Annotated in this window: 19 protein-coding genes; 4 read left to right on the top strand and 15 right to left on the bottom strand. The window is 53.0% G+C overall.

All coding sequences use genetic code 11. The annotated features are described in order from the left end of the window. Positions 1-246: 246 nt before the first annotated feature. Both msrB and msrA read left to right on the top strand, forming a co-directional pair. Positions 247-753: a peptide-methionine (R)-S-oxide reductase MsrB gene (msrB, locus tag EVX52_RS08125; protein ID WP_129953477.1), complete on the top strand. Its 507-nt coding sequence runs from the start codon at positions 247-249 to the stop codon at positions 751-753. A gap of 18 nt (positions 754-771) precedes the next feature. Further along, positions 772-1491, top strand: a complete 720-nt coding sequence (gene msrA / locus EVX52_RS08120) for a peptide-methionine (S)-S-oxide reductase MsrA (protein ID WP_129953478.1) — start codon at positions 772-774, stop codon at positions 1489-1491. Positions 1492-1587: 96 nt separating this feature from the next. Here the strand turns inward: msrA and EVX52_RS08115 are convergent, their stop codons facing one another. The 9 genes from EVX52_RS08115 to EVX52_RS08075 form a co-directional block, all read right to left on the bottom strand. Next, positions 1588-2619, bottom strand: a complete 1032-nt coding sequence (locus tag EVX52_RS08115; RefSeq protein ID WP_129953479.1) for a methionine synthase — start codon at positions 2617-2619, stop codon at positions 1588-1590. 27 nt (positions 2620-2646) lie between these two features. After that, positions 2647-3630 (bottom strand): DUF1852 domain-containing protein, encoded by a 984-nt coding sequence (locus EVX52_RS08110; RefSeq protein WP_129991057.1) that lies wholly within the window; start codon positions 3628-3630, stop codon positions 2647-2649. 592 nt (positions 3631-4222) lie between these two features. Then, entirely contained in the window at positions 4223-5461 is a 1239-nt protein-coding gene (gene fucP / locus EVX52_RS08105) for an L-fucose:H+ symporter permease (RefSeq protein WP_129991056.1), read from the bottom strand. A 190-nt stretch (positions 5462-5651) separates the two neighbouring features. Continuing rightward, on the bottom strand, positions 5652-5999 hold the full coding sequence (locus EVX52_RS08100; protein WP_129991055.1) for an L-rhamnose mutarotase: 348 nt from the start codon (positions 5997-5999) through the stop codon (positions 5652-5654). Further along, the gene (locus EVX52_RS08095; protein WP_129991054.1) at positions 5996-6772 is read right to left on the bottom strand and encodes an SDR family oxidoreductase; all 777 of its coding nucleotides are present in this window, start codon (positions 6770-6772) and stop codon (positions 5996-5998) included. Before EVX52_RS08095 ends, EVX52_RS08100 begins: the two co-directional genes overlap by 4 nt. Further along, complete coding sequence (locus EVX52_RS08090) at positions 6772-7626, bottom strand: amidohydrolase (protein WP_129991053.1); 855 nt, start codon at positions 7624-7626, stop codon at positions 6772-6774. The genes EVX52_RS08095 and EVX52_RS08090 overlap by 1 nt, the downstream gene beginning before the upstream one ends. 35 nt (positions 7627-7661) lie before the next feature. Then, complete coding sequence (locus EVX52_RS08085; RefSeq protein WP_129991052.1) at positions 7662-8939, bottom strand: L-fuconate dehydratase; 1278 nt, start codon at positions 8937-8939, stop codon at positions 7662-7664. A gap of 26 nt (positions 8940-8965) precedes the next feature. Continuing rightward, entirely contained in the window at positions 8966-9808 is an 843-nt protein-coding gene (locus EVX52_RS08080; protein ID WP_129991051.1) for a fumarylacetoacetate hydrolase family protein, read from the bottom strand. A gap of 48 nt (positions 9809-9856) precedes the next feature. Beyond that, positions 9857-10597, bottom strand: a complete 741-nt coding sequence (locus tag EVX52_RS08075; RefSeq protein WP_129991050.1) for an SDR family oxidoreductase — start codon at positions 10595-10597, stop codon at positions 9857-9859. 223 nt (positions 10598-10820) lie between these two features. Between EVX52_RS08075 and EVX52_RS08070 the strand changes: the two genes are divergently transcribed. Next, positions 10821-11582, top strand: coding sequence for a FadR/GntR family transcriptional regulator (locus tag EVX52_RS08070; RefSeq protein ID WP_129991049.1), 762 nt, complete (start codon positions 10821-10823; stop codon positions 11580-11582). Between the two features lie 29 nt (positions 11583-11611). Here EVX52_RS08070 and EVX52_RS08065 read toward each other — a convergent pair whose 3' ends face one another. The 4 genes from EVX52_RS08065 to EVX52_RS08050 form a co-directional block, all read right to left on the bottom strand. Then, positions 11612-11761: a DUF2474 domain-containing protein gene (locus EVX52_RS08065; protein WP_129953489.1), complete on the bottom strand. Its 150-nt coding sequence runs from the start codon at positions 11759-11761 to the stop codon at positions 11612-11614. 62 nt (positions 11762-11823) lie between these two features. Then, the gene (gene cydB / locus EVX52_RS08060) at positions 11824-12828 is read right to left on the bottom strand and encodes a cytochrome d ubiquinol oxidase subunit II (RefSeq protein ID WP_129991048.1); all 1005 of its coding nucleotides are present in this window, start codon (positions 12826-12828) and stop codon (positions 11824-11826) included. Next, on the bottom strand, positions 12821-14254 hold the full coding sequence (locus tag EVX52_RS08055; protein WP_129953491.1) for a cytochrome ubiquinol oxidase subunit I: 1434 nt from the start codon (positions 14252-14254) through the stop codon (positions 12821-12823). The genes cydB and EVX52_RS08055 overlap by 8 nt, the downstream gene beginning before the upstream one ends. A 533-nt stretch (positions 14255-14787) precedes the next feature. After that, positions 14788-16026, bottom strand: coding sequence for an MFS transporter (locus EVX52_RS08050; RefSeq protein ID WP_129953492.1), 1239 nt, complete (start codon positions 16024-16026; stop codon positions 14788-14790). A gap of 60 nt (positions 16027-16086) precedes the next feature. On the opposite strand from EVX52_RS08050, the gene EVX52_RS08045 reads away from it, so the two are divergent. Next, positions 16087-17073, top strand: coding sequence for an AraC family transcriptional regulator (locus tag EVX52_RS08045; protein ID WP_129991047.1), 987 nt, complete (start codon positions 16087-16089; stop codon positions 17071-17073). 65 nt (positions 17074-17138) lie between these two features. Here EVX52_RS08045 and EVX52_RS08040 read toward each other — a convergent pair whose 3' ends face one another. After that, positions 17139-18038: a proline iminopeptidase-family hydrolase gene (locus tag EVX52_RS08040; RefSeq protein WP_129953494.1), complete on the bottom strand. Its 900-nt coding sequence runs from the start codon at positions 18036-18038 to the stop codon at positions 17139-17141. A gap of 89 nt (positions 18039-18127) precedes the next feature. Next, the gene (locus EVX52_RS08035; RefSeq protein WP_129953495.1) at positions 18128-18883 is read right to left on the bottom strand and encodes a LuxR family transcriptional regulator; all 756 of its coding nucleotides are present in this window, start codon (positions 18881-18883) and stop codon (positions 18128-18130) included. Between the last annotated feature and the right edge of the window lie 155 nt (positions 18884-19038).

Raw genomic sequence — 19038 nt, 5'->3', positions numbered from 1 at the left:
AAGGGTGACAGTTCCGGTTTTTCAATAGCGGTGATCGCACAACGCGCTGCGCCGAAACCGCCCAAGAGAGGGAAGTGCTTTCCCTCTCTTGGATCTCTCCCCGCTTTTCTACTTCGCGCTCCGCTCGCTGGCGCCGCACAGCGGTAATCTCCTACTTATCACAAAACCGTTAACTCTCCGCGAGGATTCCGTAATCCCTCCCCTTGTAGTCTGATGTCATCGACAGTAACCGCAACGGTGGCAACAATGATTAACAGACGTAATTTCCTGCTGGGCAGTGGTGCGGTCTCGGCCGCTGCGCTGATGGGGTTGGTCCCGTCACTGTTTTCCCGCAGCGCCGACGCACAGGCGAAAACTGCGAAATTCGACATCATGCTCACTGAGGCTCAGTGGCATCAGCGCCTCAGCGATGATCAATACCGCATTTTGCGTGAGGCGGGCACTGAACGGCCTTATTCCAGCCCGTTAAATGACGAACACCGGGTGGGTGAATTTGCCTGTGCAGGCTGCAATCTTGCTCTTTTCTCCTCGGCGACCAAATTCGACAGCCATACCGGCTGGCCAAGTTTCTGGAAACCTCTGGGCAACGCCGCGCAAATCAGCCGGGATACCTCGCTCGGTATGGTTCGCGATGAAGTGCATTGTCGCCGGTGTGGCGGACATCTGGGGCATGTGTTTGATGACGGTCCGCAGCCGACCGGCCTGCGCTATTGCATGAACGGGCTGGCGATGACGTTCACTCCACAAGCTTAATCAGTCAGGAAATTACCCATGAAAATTGCATCGAAAAAAATGCGTCATTACAGTCTGATCGCCGGACTGGTGCTGGCGTCAGCGTTCGCGTTCCAAAATAATGCCTGGTCATGGGGCGGGGGCGCTGAACCGGCGGTGGTAATCCCCGCACCGGCAAAAGATGAACCTGCGGGTACGTCGCACAGCGAGACGGCATTGTTTGCCGGTGGCTGTTTCTGGGGAATTCAGGGCGTGTTTCAACACGTGAAAGGCGTGACCAGCGCGGTGTCCGGTTATGCGGGCGGCGACGCGCGAACGGCGAGTTATGAACAGGTGAGTACCGGCGATACCGGCCACGCAGAATCGGTCAAAATTACCTTTGATCCGTCGCAGGTGACGTATGGCGAACTGCTGCATATTTTCTTCTCGGTGGGGCATAACCCGACAGAGTTAAACCGTCAGGGTCCGGATACCGGCAGTCAGTATCGCTCGGCGGTTTTCCCGCTCAGTCAGGCTCAGGCAGAAGTGGCGAAAGCGTATATCGCTCAGCTCGATGCCAGCCACAGTTACAGCGAGCCGCTGGTGACAAAAGTGGAAAGCAGTGCACACTTTTATCCGGCAGAGGCTTATCACCAGAACTTTTTAAACGATAATCCGGATTATCCGTACATCGTGGTGAACGACCTGCCAAAAATTAACGAATTAAAACAGCATTTCCCGGCGGATTATCGCGAACAGCCGGTGCTGGTGAAGCAATAACGGGGCATGATCGGTTTATCACTCAGCCCGGCAGGCTTCTGGTCTGACCGCCTGATCCGGGCTGAATTCTCTTCAGATTGATGCAATCGGGTGAATTTACTTCGCCAGCAGTTCTTTCCGGACGATTTCTGCACCGGCACTTAACGCATCTAACTTGCCTCTTGCTACGCCACGCGGTAATGGGATCATGCCACAGTTGGTGCAAGGATAGAGCTTGTCGGCGTCAACATATTGCAGTGCTTTTCGAAGCGTAGCGGCGACTTCCTCGGGTGTTTCAATAGTATTGGTTGCCACATCGATAGCACCGACCATCACTTTTTTACCCCGGATCAGCTCCATCAGCTCCATCGGAACATGGGAGTGATGACATTCCAGTGAAATAATATCGATATTAGATTTTTGTAGTTTTGGGAAAATCTCTTCGTATTGTCTCCACTCTGTTCCCAGCGTTTTTTTCCAGTCTGTATTGGCTTTGATACCATAGCCGTAGCAGATGTGGACAGCCGTTTCACATTTCAGCCCTTCAATGGCTCTTTCTAACGTGGCAATACCCCAGTCGTTCACTTCATCGAAGAACACGTTAAATGCCGGTTCATCAAACTGGATAATATCGACACCCACAGCCTCTAATTCCCGGGCTTCTTCATTGAGAATTTTAGCGAATTCCCAGGCGAGTTTTTCGCGACTTTTATAGTGATTATCATAGAGCGTGTCGATCATCGTCATCGGCCCCGGAAGAGCCCATTTGATCGGCTGTGTTGTTTGCTGGCGCAAAAACTTCGCATCTTCGACAAAAACGGCCTTTTGACGACTGACCGGGCCAACAACAGTCGGCACACTGGCTTCATAACGGTTGCGAATCTTAACGATCTCGCGGTTCTCGAAATCAACGCCGTTGAGGTGCTCAATAAAGGTCGTGACGAAATGCTGGCGCGTTTGCTCGCCATCGCTGACGATATCAATACCTGCCTGTTGCTGATCTTCCAGACACAAACGCAGCGCATCTTTTTTGCCGTCGAGTAACTCCTGACCTTCAAGCTTCCAGGGTGACCAGAGTGTCTCCGGCTGCGCAATCCAGGAGGGCTTAGGTAAACTGCCCGCAGTCGATGTCGGTAATAATTTTTTCATCACAGGTGACCTTATATTTTTAGTAAATCAAAGAACGGAATGAGCAGACCATTGTTTAAGAACAGTTTGGTAAGGTTTAATAAAATGTTCCTCGGTAAATTTCCCCTGCTCAACAGCCAGCTGGCTACGTTCTTCCCGGTCATAAACAATCCGGGTTAATGAATAATCCTGGAAATTCAGGCTTGGCTGATACTGTTTTCCGGCCGCGGAGTTAGCATTGTAAATTTCAGGGCGGTATATCTTCTGGAAAGTCTCCATCGTGCTGATGGTACTGATCAGCTCAAGATTGGTATAATCGCTGAGCAAATCGCCACTGAAGTAAAACGCCAAAGGCGCAACGCTGTTTTCAGGCATGAAGTATCGCGCCCGCAATCCCATTTTGGCGAAATATTCATCAGTCAGGGAAGGTTCGTCCTGCTGATATTCGATGCCTAATACAGGATGTTGATTGCCGGTACGGTAATAAGTGTTTTTACTTGAGACGCTCAGGCAAATAACGGGTGTTTTATTAAAGAATTCTTTGTAAATATCGGAATTAATGAAACGCTTAAAGATATCACCGTGTAATACACCAAAATCATCCGGCAGGCTAAATCCGGATTTATTCTTATTATGCTCCGGCAGTAAAACGCTAAAATCATAATCCCGTACATAAGAAGAAAAATTATTACCTAAAATACCATCAAAACGTTCATGGGTTTTTTTATCAACGATAGTGGTTTTTAATACTTCAATCACCGGAAAAACGTCGATCTTCCCTGCAATATTAATGTTTAACTGGGCTGTAATGATATCGAGTTCAACGGAGTAGCGGTCACCCACAGGGTTGTCCCAATGCGCCAGTGAATTGAAACGATTGTCAATCATCACTAAGGTGTTGCGCAGGTTTTCCTGGCGTTTTTCACCCCTTGCCAGATTGGCAAAGTTAGTCGTAATACGCGTATTTTCCGAGGGGTTATAATCTTCGTCAAAACGAAGGCTTTTAATAGTGAATGTAATTTCTTTTTTCATTTTTATCAGGTGTCCTGGCTGCTGAAAAACCTAAATTATTTCAGTAGTCTTCATATTTTTAAGAGTGAATCGCGATGACTCTTTTATGCCTGAGTCATTGAGTGAAAAAAAGTGATTTAAATTCACTGAACATGAGCAAAGTTCATGATCCAGCTTGCGCGTCACCGACATACTTCGGCGCTGACCGAAGCATCCCCTTTTAGCCGGTAATAAGCTGAGCGAAATTCATGAGGGAGCAGAAAGATGATCGCAGTACTTTTTGAGGCAGACGCAGTACCCGAATCAGACGCTTGTTTTTCGATGCGTCAGAAATATCCCCAAAAAAGGCCCAAGCCTGTCACGAACATCCGCAATAAAAAACGGGTTAAACAGAGTGCCTGCAATGAACGAATCGACATATTTTTACCCTTCAGCGTTATTAACCAGTTTCATACGCGGTGAAGTATAAGCAGGATTTTCCACACCGGGATGACAGAAATGTTAAAGCTCAGTGCGTGGATTTCAGCGTTGCAGTCCCTCCTTAACGCCAAAAGACATTGAGGAGGGAATTTTGTGAGGTATGGCAGTCTGAGTGTTCGTATTACCACTCCCCTCAGAGAGCGGCTTTCGCTCGTTGTTTCACGGCATAAATCAGTACCACGGCGAAGCACACCATTGGCAGGGCGTAGGAAACGGCGGTGTTGTAATGGTCAGCAATCGCACCCATCAGGTATGGCATCACCGCGCCACCCACAATCGCCATGATCATCACAGAGCTGGCGCGTTTGGTCTGTTTGCCCATATTCTTGACACCCATTGCAAAAATGGTCGGGAACATGATCGACATGAAGAAGAAAATCGCCACCAGTGCAATCACCGACACGTTATCAATCCCCGCGACCACCACGCCGCACAGCACAATATTAATGATGGCGTAAACTACCAGCAGCGTGGCCGGACGGACAAAGCCCATCAGCCAGGTACTGAAGAAACGGCCAACCATAAAACTTACCATACCGACGGAAAGCAGGTAAGACGCATTCTGATTCGACAGCGTGTGCCAGTGTTCGGTGGTGTAGTTAATGAAGAACGCGCCGACACCTACCTGGGCCGCGACGTAGAAGAATTGTGCAATCACACCACCGGTGAAATGGGCATGCTGCCATAATCCTTTTCCGCCACCCTGATCCCCTGTCGCGCTTTGCTCACGAATATCCGGCAATTTGGTGCGCCCGAACAGGAAGGCAATCAGAAGCACTAACACGGCGATGGCGACGTAGGTAGTTTTTACAGATGACAAGCCGTCTGCCGTGGTGCCCTGCGTGGCAGAGAAGAACAGCGAACCGCCGATAATCGGGCCGATAAACTGCCCTAAACCATTGAATGACTGAGAAAGGTTCAGGCGACGTTCTGCTCCGGCCGGATCGCCCAGCACGGTAGCGAACGGGTTAGCGGCGGTTTCCAGACAGCCCAGACCGAGGGCGATCACGAACAGTGCGAACAGAAACATAGCGAAACTGCCTGCGGAGGCGGCAGGCACAAACAACAGCGCGCCCAGTGCATAGAGACATAATCCGACCAGGATCCCGGCTTTATAGCCAAACCTGTCCATGAAGAAACCGGCAGGCAGGGCGATGATAAAATATGCCCCGAAATAGGCGGCCTGTAACAGGCCAGACTGGGCTTTATTGACGTGTAAGACTTCCTGGAAATGTTTATTCAGGACATCCAGCAACCCGTAGGATAAACCCCACAGGAAAAACAGCGTGGTGACCAAAATGAACGCCAGGCGGAAACCGGACGTCGTTTTGCGCTGCGCATAAGCGGGCGCGGCAGTTTTATCGGCGAGCATAGTGTATTCCTCAGTATCTGGTAACGCATGTAGGGGGTCAGCTCAGGTGGCTGATTTTTTATGTCAGATAACGTGAAAAACGTGATGAACTCCCTGAGAGTAGGGAGAGCTTTTGCTCCTCCCACATTCACAGGGTTGAGCGGGTTTTGCTTTGCTCCTCCCCTTCGCAGGGGAGGGAGCCGACCGGGTTTTACTTAATCTGTTCAGCAAGCGAAAAAATCTTCTCCATTTCTACCCACTTTTTACCGGCGGGTGTCCACGGCGTGGGGCGCTGATATTTCCACATCAGGGCTTCCCACTCACACACTTTCGGATCCTCCAGACTGCGGCGTTCGAACAGCCCGCTGTCAAACTCTTCCGTGGTTTCCATCACCATCATCAGCCGGTTGCCCAGCCGGTAAATTTCCATCTCTGCGATGCCATAACGGCGCAGATGCGCGGTAATTTCCGGCCAGATTTTGCGGTGATGACGCTGATATTCTTCGATAAGCGCCGGATCTTCCGCCAGATCCAGTGCCTGACAATAGCGGCGCTTCATGTCAGCGCCCGGTCGAGATGCATATAACCACCGTCCACGGTCAGCCACTGGCCGGTGGTGTGAGACGCGCGGGAAGAGAGCAGGAATACCACGGTGTTGGCGATTTCCTGCGGCGTGGTCATCCGCTGTCCCAGCGGAATATGCGAGGTGATTTGTTGCAACTTTTCGTCGGGATGATCGAAGCTTTTGATCCAGCGTTCGTACAGTGGCGTCATGACTTCTGCCGGGATCACGGCGTTCACGCGGATGCCGTCGCCGAGCAGCGCCGCCGCCCATTCACGGGTCAGCGCCAGAATGCCGCCTTTGGCTGAAGCGTAACCGCTGGTGTTGCCTTGTCCGGTTAAGGCGGTTTTCGAGCTGATATTGACGATCGCCCCGTGGCTTGCGCGCAGGGCTTCCAGACTCAGGTGTGCCATCAGATAATAGTGGATCAGGTTTTGTTCTAACGATTGCACAAAGGCTTCCCGACCGGCGTCCAGTCCGACGCTGTCGTTGGCTCCGGCATTGTTCACCAGCCCGTCGATGCTGCCATAGCGGGTAAGCACCTCCTGTACCGCCGCCGTGCAACTGGTTTCGTCGCGCAGTTCGGTCAGCACAAAACTGGCCTGCGGAGAAAGCTGTTGCAGTTTATGCATCAGTTGATTGGCAGGTTCGGTATTGCTGATGATCACCGGAATGGCACCTTCTTCCGCCAGCGTCAGCGAAATCGCCGCGCCAATACCGGACCCGCCGCCGGTGACGATCACCACTTTATTTTGCAGATGCAGATTCATCAGTCATTTCCTGTAATCGGTAAAGGCTGTAATCGGTAAACCGTGCAGGCATTGCCGCCATATATGGCAGCCTGCTCGTCAGAACTGAGTGAGGCCGTGGCCTGTTCACATAAATCCCATGGATTCTCATCGCCGCCAGCCAGTAAGCACACCGGCCAGTCGGAGCCAAACATCAGGCGTCCGGGCCCGAAAACCTCCAGTGCGGCATCGAAATAGGGCAACAGGTCGCGGGCAGACATCCCCGCCGGGCGCGGCTCAGTCAGTAGCCCGGAAAGCTTACAACTGACGTGTTGTAACGCCGCCAGCGGGGCGATCTGTTTCTTCCAGTACGCAGCGCCCAGGCTGAGATCCGGCTTGCCGAGGTGATCGAGCACCAGAAAATGCCCGTCATGCCTTATGGCAAACTGTACGGCTTCGGCAAGATGGCGGTGCGTCACCAGAATTTCATAAACATATTCCTGCTGCTGAAGCTGGCGAATACCGGCATTGATGGCCGGATCTGCCAGCCATTGTGCAGGCGAAGGTTCATCCTGAACCTGATGACGAAAGCCGCGCAGCAGCGGGTGTGAGAGAGCATCCAGCTCCCGTTGCAGCGCGGACGATGACAGATCGACCCAGCCGGTCACGGCGCACACAAAGTCAGTTTTTCCGGCGATATCCAGCAGCCATCGGGTTTCACTGGTGCATGAGCATGCCTGAACCAGTACCGTGCCCTGAATGTTGTGACGTTGTAACGTTGACGTCAGTGTTTCCGGCAAGAAATTCTGTTTCAGCACCGTCATTTCATCGCTTATCCAGCGGTAGTCCTGCGGGGTGTAGCGCCAGAAATGCTGATGGCTGTCGATTCGCATCATCGGCCTCCTCCTTGCTGCTTTTTCGATCATTAAGGTCAGGCGTGATGGCGGTATTTTTCGACCGACGCCTGATGCATCTCGACAGAGAATCCCGGTGCCTGTGGAGGCATATAAGCTGCGCCGCGAATATCGCACGGGTGTACAAAATGCTCGTGAAGATGGTCAACGTATTCAATGACCCGACCGTCGTGCGTACCTGAAATGCACAGGTAATCAATCATGGACAGATGCTGGACGTATTCGCATAACCCGACGCCACCCGCGTGCGGACATACCGGTAACTGATATTTGGCGGCCATCAGCATCACGGCCAGCACTTCATTAACTCCTCCCATGCGACAGGCATCAATCTGCACCACGTCGATGGCTTCGCGCATAATGAACTGCTTAAACATGATGCGGTTCTGGCACATTTCGCCGGTGGCGACCTTAACCGGCGCAACGCCCTGACGGATTTTGCGGTGACCTTCGATGTCGTCCGGGCTGGTCGGTTCTTCGATAAACCAGGGTTTGGCAAAGGCGAGGGCATTCACCCACGGGATCGCCTCGTCGGTTTCCCACACCTGGTTGGCGTCGATCATCAGTTTGCGATCCGGGCCGATGACTTCGCGGGCAATGCGCACGCGGCGGATGTCGTCTTCGAGGTCGCGCCCGACTTTGAGTTTCAGATAATCGAAACCGGCGTCGACCGCTTCCTGGCATAAACGGCGCAGTTTGTCATCGGGATAGCCCAGCCAGCCTGCTGACGTGGTGTAGCACGGGTAGCCTTCTGCCAGCAGTTTCTCTCTGCGTTGGGCCTTGTTGTCAGCGCGTTGCCGCAATAATGTCAGTGCCTCGTGTGGCGTAATGCAGTCGGTGATGTAGCGAAAATCGATGCAGCGCACCAGCTCTTCCGGTGACATGTCGGCCACCAGTTGCCACAGGGGTTTACCGGCGGCTTTGCTCCACAAATCCCACACCGCGTTAACTACCGCGCCGGTCGCCAGATGGATTGCGCCCTTATCCGGACCAATCCAGCGCAACTGACTGTCGCTGGTAAAATCGCGCCAGAATTTACCCATATCGGCGGTGATGTCTGCCAGTTCGCGCCCCACAATCAGGTGTTCCAGCGCCTTGATCGCTACGCAGCAGATTTCATTGCCGCGCCCGATGGTAAAGGTCAGTCCGTGGCCTTTCAGCGCAGGATTGTCAGTGTCTAAAATCACATAGGCAGCGGAATAATCCGGATCCGGGTTCATGGCATCCGAGCCATCGAGCGCCAGCGAGGTCGGGAAGCGCACATCTTCAACACGTAAAGCCGTAATCGTTGTCATCGCAAAATTCCTTTAGCGTAAAGGGGCTATGCCTGCACTGTCTTCTGACGCTGTTCACCCAAACCTTCAATGCCAAGCCGCATGACCTGACCGGCTTTCAGGTATACCGGTGGTTTTTGCCCCAGTCCGACGCCCGGCGGTGTGCCGGTTGAAATGATGTCGCCGGGTTGCAGGCTCATGAAACGGCTGAGATAACTGATGATTTCGGGGATCCGGAAAATCATGGTGCGCGTATTGCCGTTCTGATAGCGTTTGCCGTCCACTTCCAGCCACAAATTCAGCTGGTGCGGGTCAGGGATTTCATCCGCCGTCACCAGCCACGGGCCGGTCGGACCAAAGGTGTCGCAGCCTTTGCCTTTGTCCCAGGTACCGCCGCGTTCAATCTGAAATTCGCGCTCAGAGACATCGTTGATCACGCAGTAACCGGCGATGTGTGACATCGCATCGGCTTCGCTGATATAGCGCCCGCCGGTGCCGATCACGACACCAAGCTCTACTTCCCAGTCGGTTTTAACCGAATCCCGGGGGATCTCCACGTCATCGTTTGGTCCGACAATCGCACTGGTCCATTTGCTAAAAACTACCGGTTCTTGCGGGATTTCTGCGCCGGTTTCGGCCGCATGATCGGCGTAGTTCAGGCCGATACAGATGAATTTCCCCACACTACCCACACAGGCACCCAGACGGGGTTCGCCGCTGATCCGTGGCAGGCTGTGCGGATCGAGCTGGCGCAGCTTATCCAGCGTTTCGGGCTGTAAAAATTCGCCACGGATATCGGCGATATGTGCGCTGAGATCGCGTAACTGGCCGTTGTCATCCACCAGGCCCGGGCGCTCAGAACCCGGATTGCCGTAACGTAATAATTTCATGTGTCAGTATCCTTCTGTGAAAGTCAGATGTTGTTAGCCGCGGTCGACTCAGTTGCTCCAGCCGCCGTCAATAATTTGCACCGTGCCGGTGGTATAAGAACTGGCGTCGGAGGCCAGATACAGTGCCAGCCGGGCGATTTCTTCGGTTTTACCGATGCGCCCGATCGGCTGGCGGGCAACGAACGCGGCGTACACCTCAGCTTCGCTGCGGCCTTCGGCCTGCGCCTGTGCGGCAATACGCTGGCGCAGGGACGGAGATTCCACCGTGCCCGGACAAATCGCGTTACAGCGAATGCCTCGGGTGACGTAATCCGCAGCAACAGAGCGGGTCAGGCCAATCACAGCCGCTTTTGAGGCGCTGTATGCAAAGCGGTTCGGCACACCTTTGATGCTCGAGGCAACGGATGACATGTTGATCACTGAACCGCTGCCGCGCTCAAGCATGGCGGGCAGAAAAGCGCGGATCATGTGAAACATCGCAGTGACATTGAGATCGAGCGCAAACTGCCATTCGTTTTCTGTACAGGCGAGGATATCGCCGCTGTGGACCACCCCGGCGCAGTTGAACAGCACATCGAGCGGGCCGGTTTCTTCTGCCAAAGCAGCAATCGCCCGCGGGTCTGTCACATCAAGTAAGCGCGGGGTAATCCCCGGAATATTCTGTAACGCACCGATATTGATGTCGGTGGCAATTACCTCGGCACCCTCCAGGGCAAAAAGCGTGGCGGTGTTGAAGCCAATACCTTGTCCGGCGGCGGTGATCAGAACTTTTTTCCCTGCCAGGTTCATAGCAATTCCCCATCAAATATCGCTTTATAGGTCTAATGGTCAGGCCATTGAAGGTGAAAAAAACGCGTTAAAAGCAGTACTTTTTGCTAAGATGTCCGGCAAGCTTCTGCTTAAAACGCCATTCCCGTTAACCAATTTTTTACATGCATAAAACAAATCAGCAAGATTTTTGTCCGAAAAATGCTAGCTGAATCACTTAATGAGAATTGACCTCAGGTGTGCGATGCCGATAAAAAAGTTAGAAAATCCCAGAATATACAGGCAGATAGCTGACCAGCTAAAAACGTTGATTGATAATAAAGAATTTCCACCCGGCAGTCGTCTTCCGGCTGAACGTGAACTGGCGAGTCAGTTACAGGTGAGCCGCGCCTCGGTGCGTGAAGCCCTGATTGCGCTGGAAGTGATCGGGCTGGTGGATGTGCGGGTGGGAAACGGCGTAATTGTCCGTCAGCCGCCTGTCGTTGCGGCTACGCCCTCGCTGGAGCCGGTGATGTCTCAGGCGGGACGCAACCAGTGGGCGGACGTGGATGATGAGCTGAATATCGCGCTGGATTTTACTGCTGAATTGCCCCCTTTTTCGCTGTTGCAAACCCGCCGTCTGATAGAACCTGAAACGGCCGCACTGGCGGCAAGAAACGCAACTGACGAGGAACTGGCGGCGATCAGGCAGGCATATGAGCAGAATTGTCGCGATAACCGTCATGGTTCAGCAACGCATCCCGGCGACCGTTTATTTCATATCCGCATCGCTCAGGCCAGCGGTAATCCGGCCTATGCATTTATCATCGCCCACCTGCTTGGCCACCGTTATGGCACCATGTTCCGTAGCCTGCAATTACATTACACCCCGCAGGACATGCCGCACCGTTCTGAGATTGAACACCTTGAGATCCTGACGGCGCTGGAGGCCAGAGACAGTCGCGCCGCCAGGAAGGCGATGAAGGAACATCTGGATGCGGTGATTAAGATTTTTGGGCAAGGGTAAGAAAAGCCGCTGCATGTCATCACTTATTTTTAATGCGATTTCATTCCGGCGGCTGTCATCATCATTCTGAATAAGAATGCCACCACAGCCAGCGATAATACACTTAACGTATAAATGATTATCAGCCAGACGACGCGCTTCCAGAATGGCTGCTTCCTATTGATTGTCTGATCCTGCATCAGGAACCTCCTGTGAAAACCGGGCGAAAATAATGCCGTCACGCCGCCCGGTAATATTCAGATCAATGATAACCCTCGTTTTCCTTGATTTTCCCGCGGAACACGTAATAACTCCAGAAGGTATAAATCAGGATAACGGGAATAATGACCATCGCGCCAACCAGCATAAATGCCAGACTTTTTGGAGACGACGCTGCATCCCAAATTGAGATGGACGGAGGAATAATATTCGGCCAGATACTAATCCCGAGCCCCGAAAATCCGAGGAAAACAAGCGCGAGAGTCAGCAGGAACGGCATATAGTGCGCGTGACTTTTTATCGCCCGCAAAATTCCCCAGGTACAGGCTAAGACCAGGACGGGTACAGGCAGAAATGCGATCAGATTTGGCATGCTGAACCAGCGATGCGCGATATCGGCATGCGTCAGCGGTGTCCAGATACTGATAATACCTATGATCGCCAGCAAGGTGATGACCAGGGGTCTGGCGAGTCTGCACATTTTCTGATGCAGGGAATTTTCGGTTTTCATGATAAGCCAGGTACAGCCGAGCAGCGCGTAGGCGACCACCAGGCCAACGCCACAGAAAAGGGGGAAGGGAGCCAGCCAGCTTAATGCCGGGCCGGTAAACGTCCTGCCCGTGACCTCAAAACCATTGAGCACGGTGCCGACGGCTATCCCCTGACTGAAGGTTGCCACGATCGAGCCTGCAATAAACGATTTATCCCAGAACGGACGATGCTTCTCCGTGGCTTTGAAACGAAATTCAAACGCCACACCGCGGAATATCAGACCGAAAAGCATCAGGGTTAACGGGACGGACAGTGCATCGGCGATAACCGAATAGGCCAGCGGGAAGGCTCCGTATAAGGCTGCACCGCCCAGTACCAGCCAGGTTTCATTACCGTCCCAGACCGGCGCAACGGTGTTGACCATCATGTCGCGTTCGGTTTTGTCTTTATTGAACGGGAATAAAATGCCAATACCCAGATCAAAGCCATCCATCACGATGTACATCAGGTTCGCAAATACGATAATGGCAAACCATATAACAGTATAATCAATCATGGTTTTTATTTCCCCCGGCGGTGTTCAACCCTTCATGTGCAGCAGACAGCGGACGTGCGGGTGTGCTTTTCTTACCGGGTCCGCCGTGCGAAACCTCATCGCCTTCACCGGTCACCGGCCCTTTCTTAATCAGGCGCATAAGATAGACGTATCCGATACCAAAGACCGATGAATAAACCAGCAGGAAAGCTAACAGGCTGAGGCTCATGTGCATTTCACCGTGTGCGGAGACAGCATCACGGGTGCGCTGAACGCCATAAACGACCCATGGCTGTCGGCCAATTTCAGTGGTAAACCAGCCTGCCAGCAGGGCAATCAGACCGGAAGGCCCCATCAGCAAGGTAAACCAAAGGAACGGACGGGACTGATAAAGCCTCTTTTTATAACGCAGCCAGGCACCCAGCACACCGGCTGTGATCATCAGCAGACCGAGAGCCACCATCACCCGGAAAGACCAGAAAATGACCGGTGAGAAAGGGCGATCTTCTTTCGGGAAACTTTTCAGCGCGGGCACTTGTTTCTCCAAACTATGCGTGAGGATCAGGCTGCCCAGATAGGGGACCTCAAGCGCATATTTCGTCCGTTCCTGTTGCATATCCGGCATGCCGAACAGAATTAACGGCGTGGACTCTCCGGGCCGGTTTTCCCAGTGGCCTTCGATTGCTGCAATTTTCGCGGGTTGATGTTCCAGAGTATTCAGGCCGTGGGCATCGCCGACCATTGCCTGAATGGGGGCGACGAACAACGCCATCCACAACGCCATGGAAAACATTTTCCGAACCGCTGGCGTATCGTTGCCGCGAAGCAGGTGCCAGGCACCCGAGGCGCCGACAAAGAACGCACTGGCGAGGAATGCCGCGATGGACATATGGAACAGGCGATAAGGAAATGACGGATTAAAAATGATTTTAAACCAGTCCGTTGGCACTACGACGCCATTCACAATTTCATAGCCTTGCGGGGTATGCATCCAGCTGTTCGACGCCAGGATCCAAAAGGTAGAGATAAGGGTGCCCAGCGCCACCATGCAGGTAGCAAAGAAATGCAGGCCCGGTCCGACCCGGTTCCAGCCAAACAACATCACGCCCAGAAAACCCGCTTCCAGGAAGAAGGCGGTGAGTACTTCATAAGTCAGTAAAGGGCCGGTGATACTGCCGGCAAATTGCGAGAACCCGCTCCAGTTAGTGCCGAACTGGTACGCCATGACCAGCCCTGACACAACGCCCATACCAAAGTTAACAGCAAAAATTTTGGACCAGAAATGATAGAGATCCCGATAACTGCGATGGCCAGTTTTCAGCCACATTCCTTCAAGCACAGCCAGAAAACTTGCCAGCCCGATCGTAATGGCAGGAAATATGATGTGAAAAGAAACGGTGAAAGCGAATTGTATTCTTGCCAGGTGAAAAGCATCTAATCCAAACATTGCTTACATCCCCTATAGAGAAAATGGGACAAGTTAATTAAACGTAACATAAATTGTATTCTTGCGATTTATACGGATTTTAGTCGAAACGATTGTGCACTGAGATTATTTTTAGAAGTAGATACAGTTTCGTGAAAAAGTACTATAACAGTTCAGGTGATTTTATTTTTTATATTTATAATTCAATGGGGTGTGATCATGGTTGTTCACGGGTTCAAAATGATTTTATTTCCCGGCTACATTGTATGAAAATTGAAAACATTGCTGCTACCACAATATAATCTATTGATTAATAAGTTTTTATGTCTTATCAGTTTGTTTTACCTACGCCGGGAATAAAACGTACCTCTAAAACGCAGACTCAATTTTAATATAACTGTTATAGCCCTGACCTGTTCACGGAAATAAGCCGGAAACAGTTTTAACATGATGATAAATTGAGTATTTGAACACGATAGCAACAATGTTTGTGTGGAATTAATTTTAGTTATTTTTAGGAATTTACTGAAAGATTGTCAGCGTATTTCCTGACGCTATCCGTGCTGGAAGGACGCGCTTTCTGCACCGTCGCCGGACAGACCGACCCTGACGCACAAGGCAATGATCAGCGCGGCACTTAACATCACAATACCCGCGGTAATAAATACCCCGGAGATCCCCCCCAGTCCGAACATGACACCTCCCAGTGCCGCACCGGCCGCGATAGAAGATTGCACGGCAGCCACCACCATGCCTCCTGCGCTCTCAGCCTGATCGGGCACCGAGCGGGTTACCCAGTTTGACCAGGCGACGGGCACACCGCCGAATGCCAGCCCCCAGAGCAAAACCAGCAGAGTGAGCCCGGTTATCTGAACGGGCAGTAATATCATTCCCAATGCCGCGATGCCGACCAGGCAAGGCATTACAATGAGCGTCAGACGAAGGCTGTAAGTCATTACCCAGCCAGCCAGCAATGTACCTGCAAAATTGGCCACACCGAATCCGAGCAAGAGCAGGGCCAGTCCGCCCGCATCAATATGACTCACGCTTTCCAGAGAAGGGCGAATATACGTAAACAGGGCATACTGACCGGTATGTGCCAGCACGCAACCAAACATCCCCGTTGCAATGCCGGGACGGCGCAGTAAGGTTAAGACTGATTCTGTATGCGTAACCTGACGGGGAGCCATGCGCGGTAATGTGAACCACTGAAAAGCAAGCGTGACCCCTCCCACCAGAGCCGCGGCAATAAACGCGCTGCGCCAGCCATAGAGCTCACCGAGAAAACTTCCCAGCGGCACCGAAACGACGGTTCCTACGGCGATGCCACTGAAGATAACCGACAGGGCTCTCGGCACGAATTTCTCCGGAACCAGCCGCATCGCCACCGCTGCGGCCATACTCCAGAATCCGCCCAGCGCGACGCCAAGAAGGATCCGCATCACCAGCAACACGACAAGGCTTGAGGAAAGGGCGACCAGCAGGTTTGAGGCGATCATCAGCACGGTAAAACTTAACAGGACGGTTCTGCGATCAAGCTTACGCGTCAGACCCGGAACCAGCAGCCCGGCAAACAGCGCGATAACAGCGGTGACCGTCACCGCCTGACCCGCTAAGGCTTCCGTCACCTGCAGGTCTGAGGCCATGGGCGTTAACAGGCTGGCTGGCAGGTATTCCGCCGTGAGCAAGCCGAACACGCCCATGGTGAGGGAGAAGACGGCCATCCACGCCGGCGGAGCCTGTTGCACATCTCGTTGGATCGCGGGCGCTGAGCCCTGCGTTTTATGATTCATTTCAAACATTCCTGAAAATTAACGTAGCGCAAATTCTAGGCAGGATGGTTGAGATGATCTATGATTCGTAATCCTTGTTTTTTGACTATTACTCCTGAAATGACACAGCACGATCCCTTTGCCCTTTCATCTGACCTGATCAGTGAACTCCTGACAGGCATGCGTCTGCGCGGTGTGCAATATCGTCGCATCCAGACCGGCCCTGAGTTTGGCATGGCTTTCAAACCGAGGCCCGGCCATGCTTATTTTCACTATCTTGCCGTCGGTTCTGCTGTCCTTAATACCGGGGATGGCGTGCTTCACCCCTTGTCTGCCGGGGATGTCGTTTTTCTGCCGCATGGAATGGCACATCAGCTTCTTTCTGAACCAGACAATACCGCTCAGGATATTGACGACTTCGATGTCGCGCCCCTGGGAGAAGCGGTGAGTGGTGTGGATACCTGCCCGAGTACGGATACGATACCGGGCGCGATTCTTTTTTATGGCTGCATGGAGTTTGATCTGGGCGGAATGCAAAGTCTGGGCAAACTAATGCCGGACACCATGGTGGCGGATGCCAAAGGCGAACGTTATCCCGGACTGTTGCCGGTAATTGACGCAATGAAACGTGAAATATGCTCAGGCCGCATCGGCTTTGCAGGCATTCTGGCCCGGCTTGCGGAAGTTGCCGCGGCAATGATTGTCCGGGGGTGGGTTGAATGCGGATGTGAAAATGCCTCGGGCATTGCCGCTGCATTGCGGGAGCCACGGCTGGCAAAGGCAATTCTGGCGCTGCACCGGCAGCCGGGCAGGAACTGGACAGTGGCGGAGCTGGCGGCAGAGTCGCACATCTCGCGCTCGGTTTTTGCCGCGCGTTTTCAAACTATGATTGGCGTATCGCCGTTGCGTTACGTGACAGAACTGCGGATGCAACTCGCCACGCAGTGGCTCGCAGACAGTAAGATTTCTATCGAGACCGTCGCGTTGCGTCTGGGTTATACCTCACAGGCCGCTTTTAGCCGGGCTTATAAGCGCATTTCCGGGCAATCGCCCGGTGCCAGCCGTTAATCAATCGGCGAATAACCCCCTTTCAGGCTGCTTCGGCATGATGTCGACGCAGCCTTTAAGCGTTATCAGAGTGAGCCGTGGCTCGCCAAAAATCCTTCCACGCATTTCATACAGGCTTCACGTTCCTCGACGTGTGGCATGTGGCTCGAATTTTCGAAAATCACCCATTCGGCGTCTTTGATGAAATCCGCGAACGGTTGCACCACTTCGGGGGCCGCTTCGTCGTAGCGACCGGAAATCAGCAATACCGGCACATTAATGGCGGGCAGACGGTCGATCACCGTCCAGTTTTTCATGCTGCCGATAACGTGGAATTCGGTCGGGCCGTTCATGGCGAGATACACGGTCGGATCCTGGTCCATTGCCGCAAAAGTGCGTTTTACTTCCTCCGGCCACGGATCGAGGCGGCAGACATGACGGGCATAAAACACCTGCGACGCGGCTTTGTATTCCGCGCTGTCAAGGGTTCCGGCGGCTTCATGTGCCAGTAAGGTTTCCTGAACGTCCGGCGGCAGTTCGCTGCGCAGGCGGGCGGCGGCCTGCAGCCAGAGTGCCATTGAGGCCGGAGAGTTGGCAATGACCAGCGCTTTCAGGCCCGGGGGTTGGGTAACAGCGTGTTCAGCACCGAGCATGCCGCCCCAGGACTGACCGAGCAGCGCGTAATCCTTTTCAATACCCAGATGGCGTAGCAGATTGTCCAGTTCCGCCAGAAAAAATGACGGCTGCCAGAAGTCAGCCGGTTTGTCAGGAAGGTGCGTCGAGCGGCCATTACCAATCTGATCATAATGGATCACCGCGCGGCCGGTTTCGGCGATATCGCGGAAAGCATCGACGTAATCATGGGTGCAGCCGGGGCCGCCGTGGGCAATGACCAGCGGCGTTTTGCCACTGTTTAAATCGCCACAGATGCGATACCAGGTCTGGTATTCCTGAAACGATGCATAGCCTTCAGTGATGTTGTACATTTTGTTTCCCCTGCCGGTGAATAATCTTTACAGGGTAAACATCGGGGCTGCGCTGAACAGCTAGTAAAAAAGATAGAAAACCGGGCAGATCAGCTGTCGAGCAAACGGTAATGCATCGCGCGCACCACCGCCTGCACACGGTTACTGGCACCCAGTTTACGGGTTGCGGTATTAAGATGCAGCGTGACCGTGGCAATTGACCGGCTGAGTTTGCGGGCAATCTCTTTGGCGGTTAACCCTTGCGCGGCCCACGTCAGACATTCGCGTTCGCGCTTGCTTAAATGCACATGGCGGCAGGTGAGAATGCTGCTGTCGAACAGGGGAAACACGCACTCCTGAAAGGTCAGCGCCAGCAGGCTCAGTTCGGCCAGTACATCATGAATATCCAGCTCATGCCCCGCACCGGTATGAATGCCCGTGACGGTCACAAAGCCACCGTTCGGTAAATGCAGTGGCACCGTTGCACCGCTCGGCATGTTGTTATCGCACATGTAATGGGTAACCGGTTTATTGAGTTCACTGAGTCGGTTTTGCAGCGAAGTATTGTCCGGGCGCTGATAAGACCAGACAAAGGGTGCGCAGCTTTCGAGGGCGTAATGCTGTACCGGATCGACCTGATAATACCCGCTCTCCAGCCATAATCTCTGCATATCGCCGGGCACATTGCACATCCTCAACAACGACGGCGTGATCAGCTCGCCCTGGAGCGTTCGCGGTACCGGCGTGTAATCGTAAATCAGGGCATCAAACCCCAGGCGCGAGGTCTGGGCGAAAAGCTGATCAAACGCACCATCAACGGTGGTTTCCCGTAAAGACACTGCACTCTCTTGCACCGCGAGCTTCATGAATTTATCTCCACATCATTTCTTTCCGGGCTAAATAGGCTGATCGGGCATCGATTTTGCTCAACCTCACTTGTTAAAGAAAAGTTATGCAATCGCGGTGCCACATCGCTGCGGGTGCAAACCTAGTATTTTTGCTAACTACCGGGGGAGTCTGG

It is taken from the genome of Rahnella sp. CFA14(1/10) (assembly GCF_004195095.1).
In the GTDB taxonomy this organism is placed as follows: Bacteria; Pseudomonadota; Gammaproteobacteria; order Enterobacterales; family Enterobacteriaceae; genus Rahnella; species Rahnella perminowiae.
This window is presented reverse-complemented; position numbering and strand designations above follow the sequence as displayed.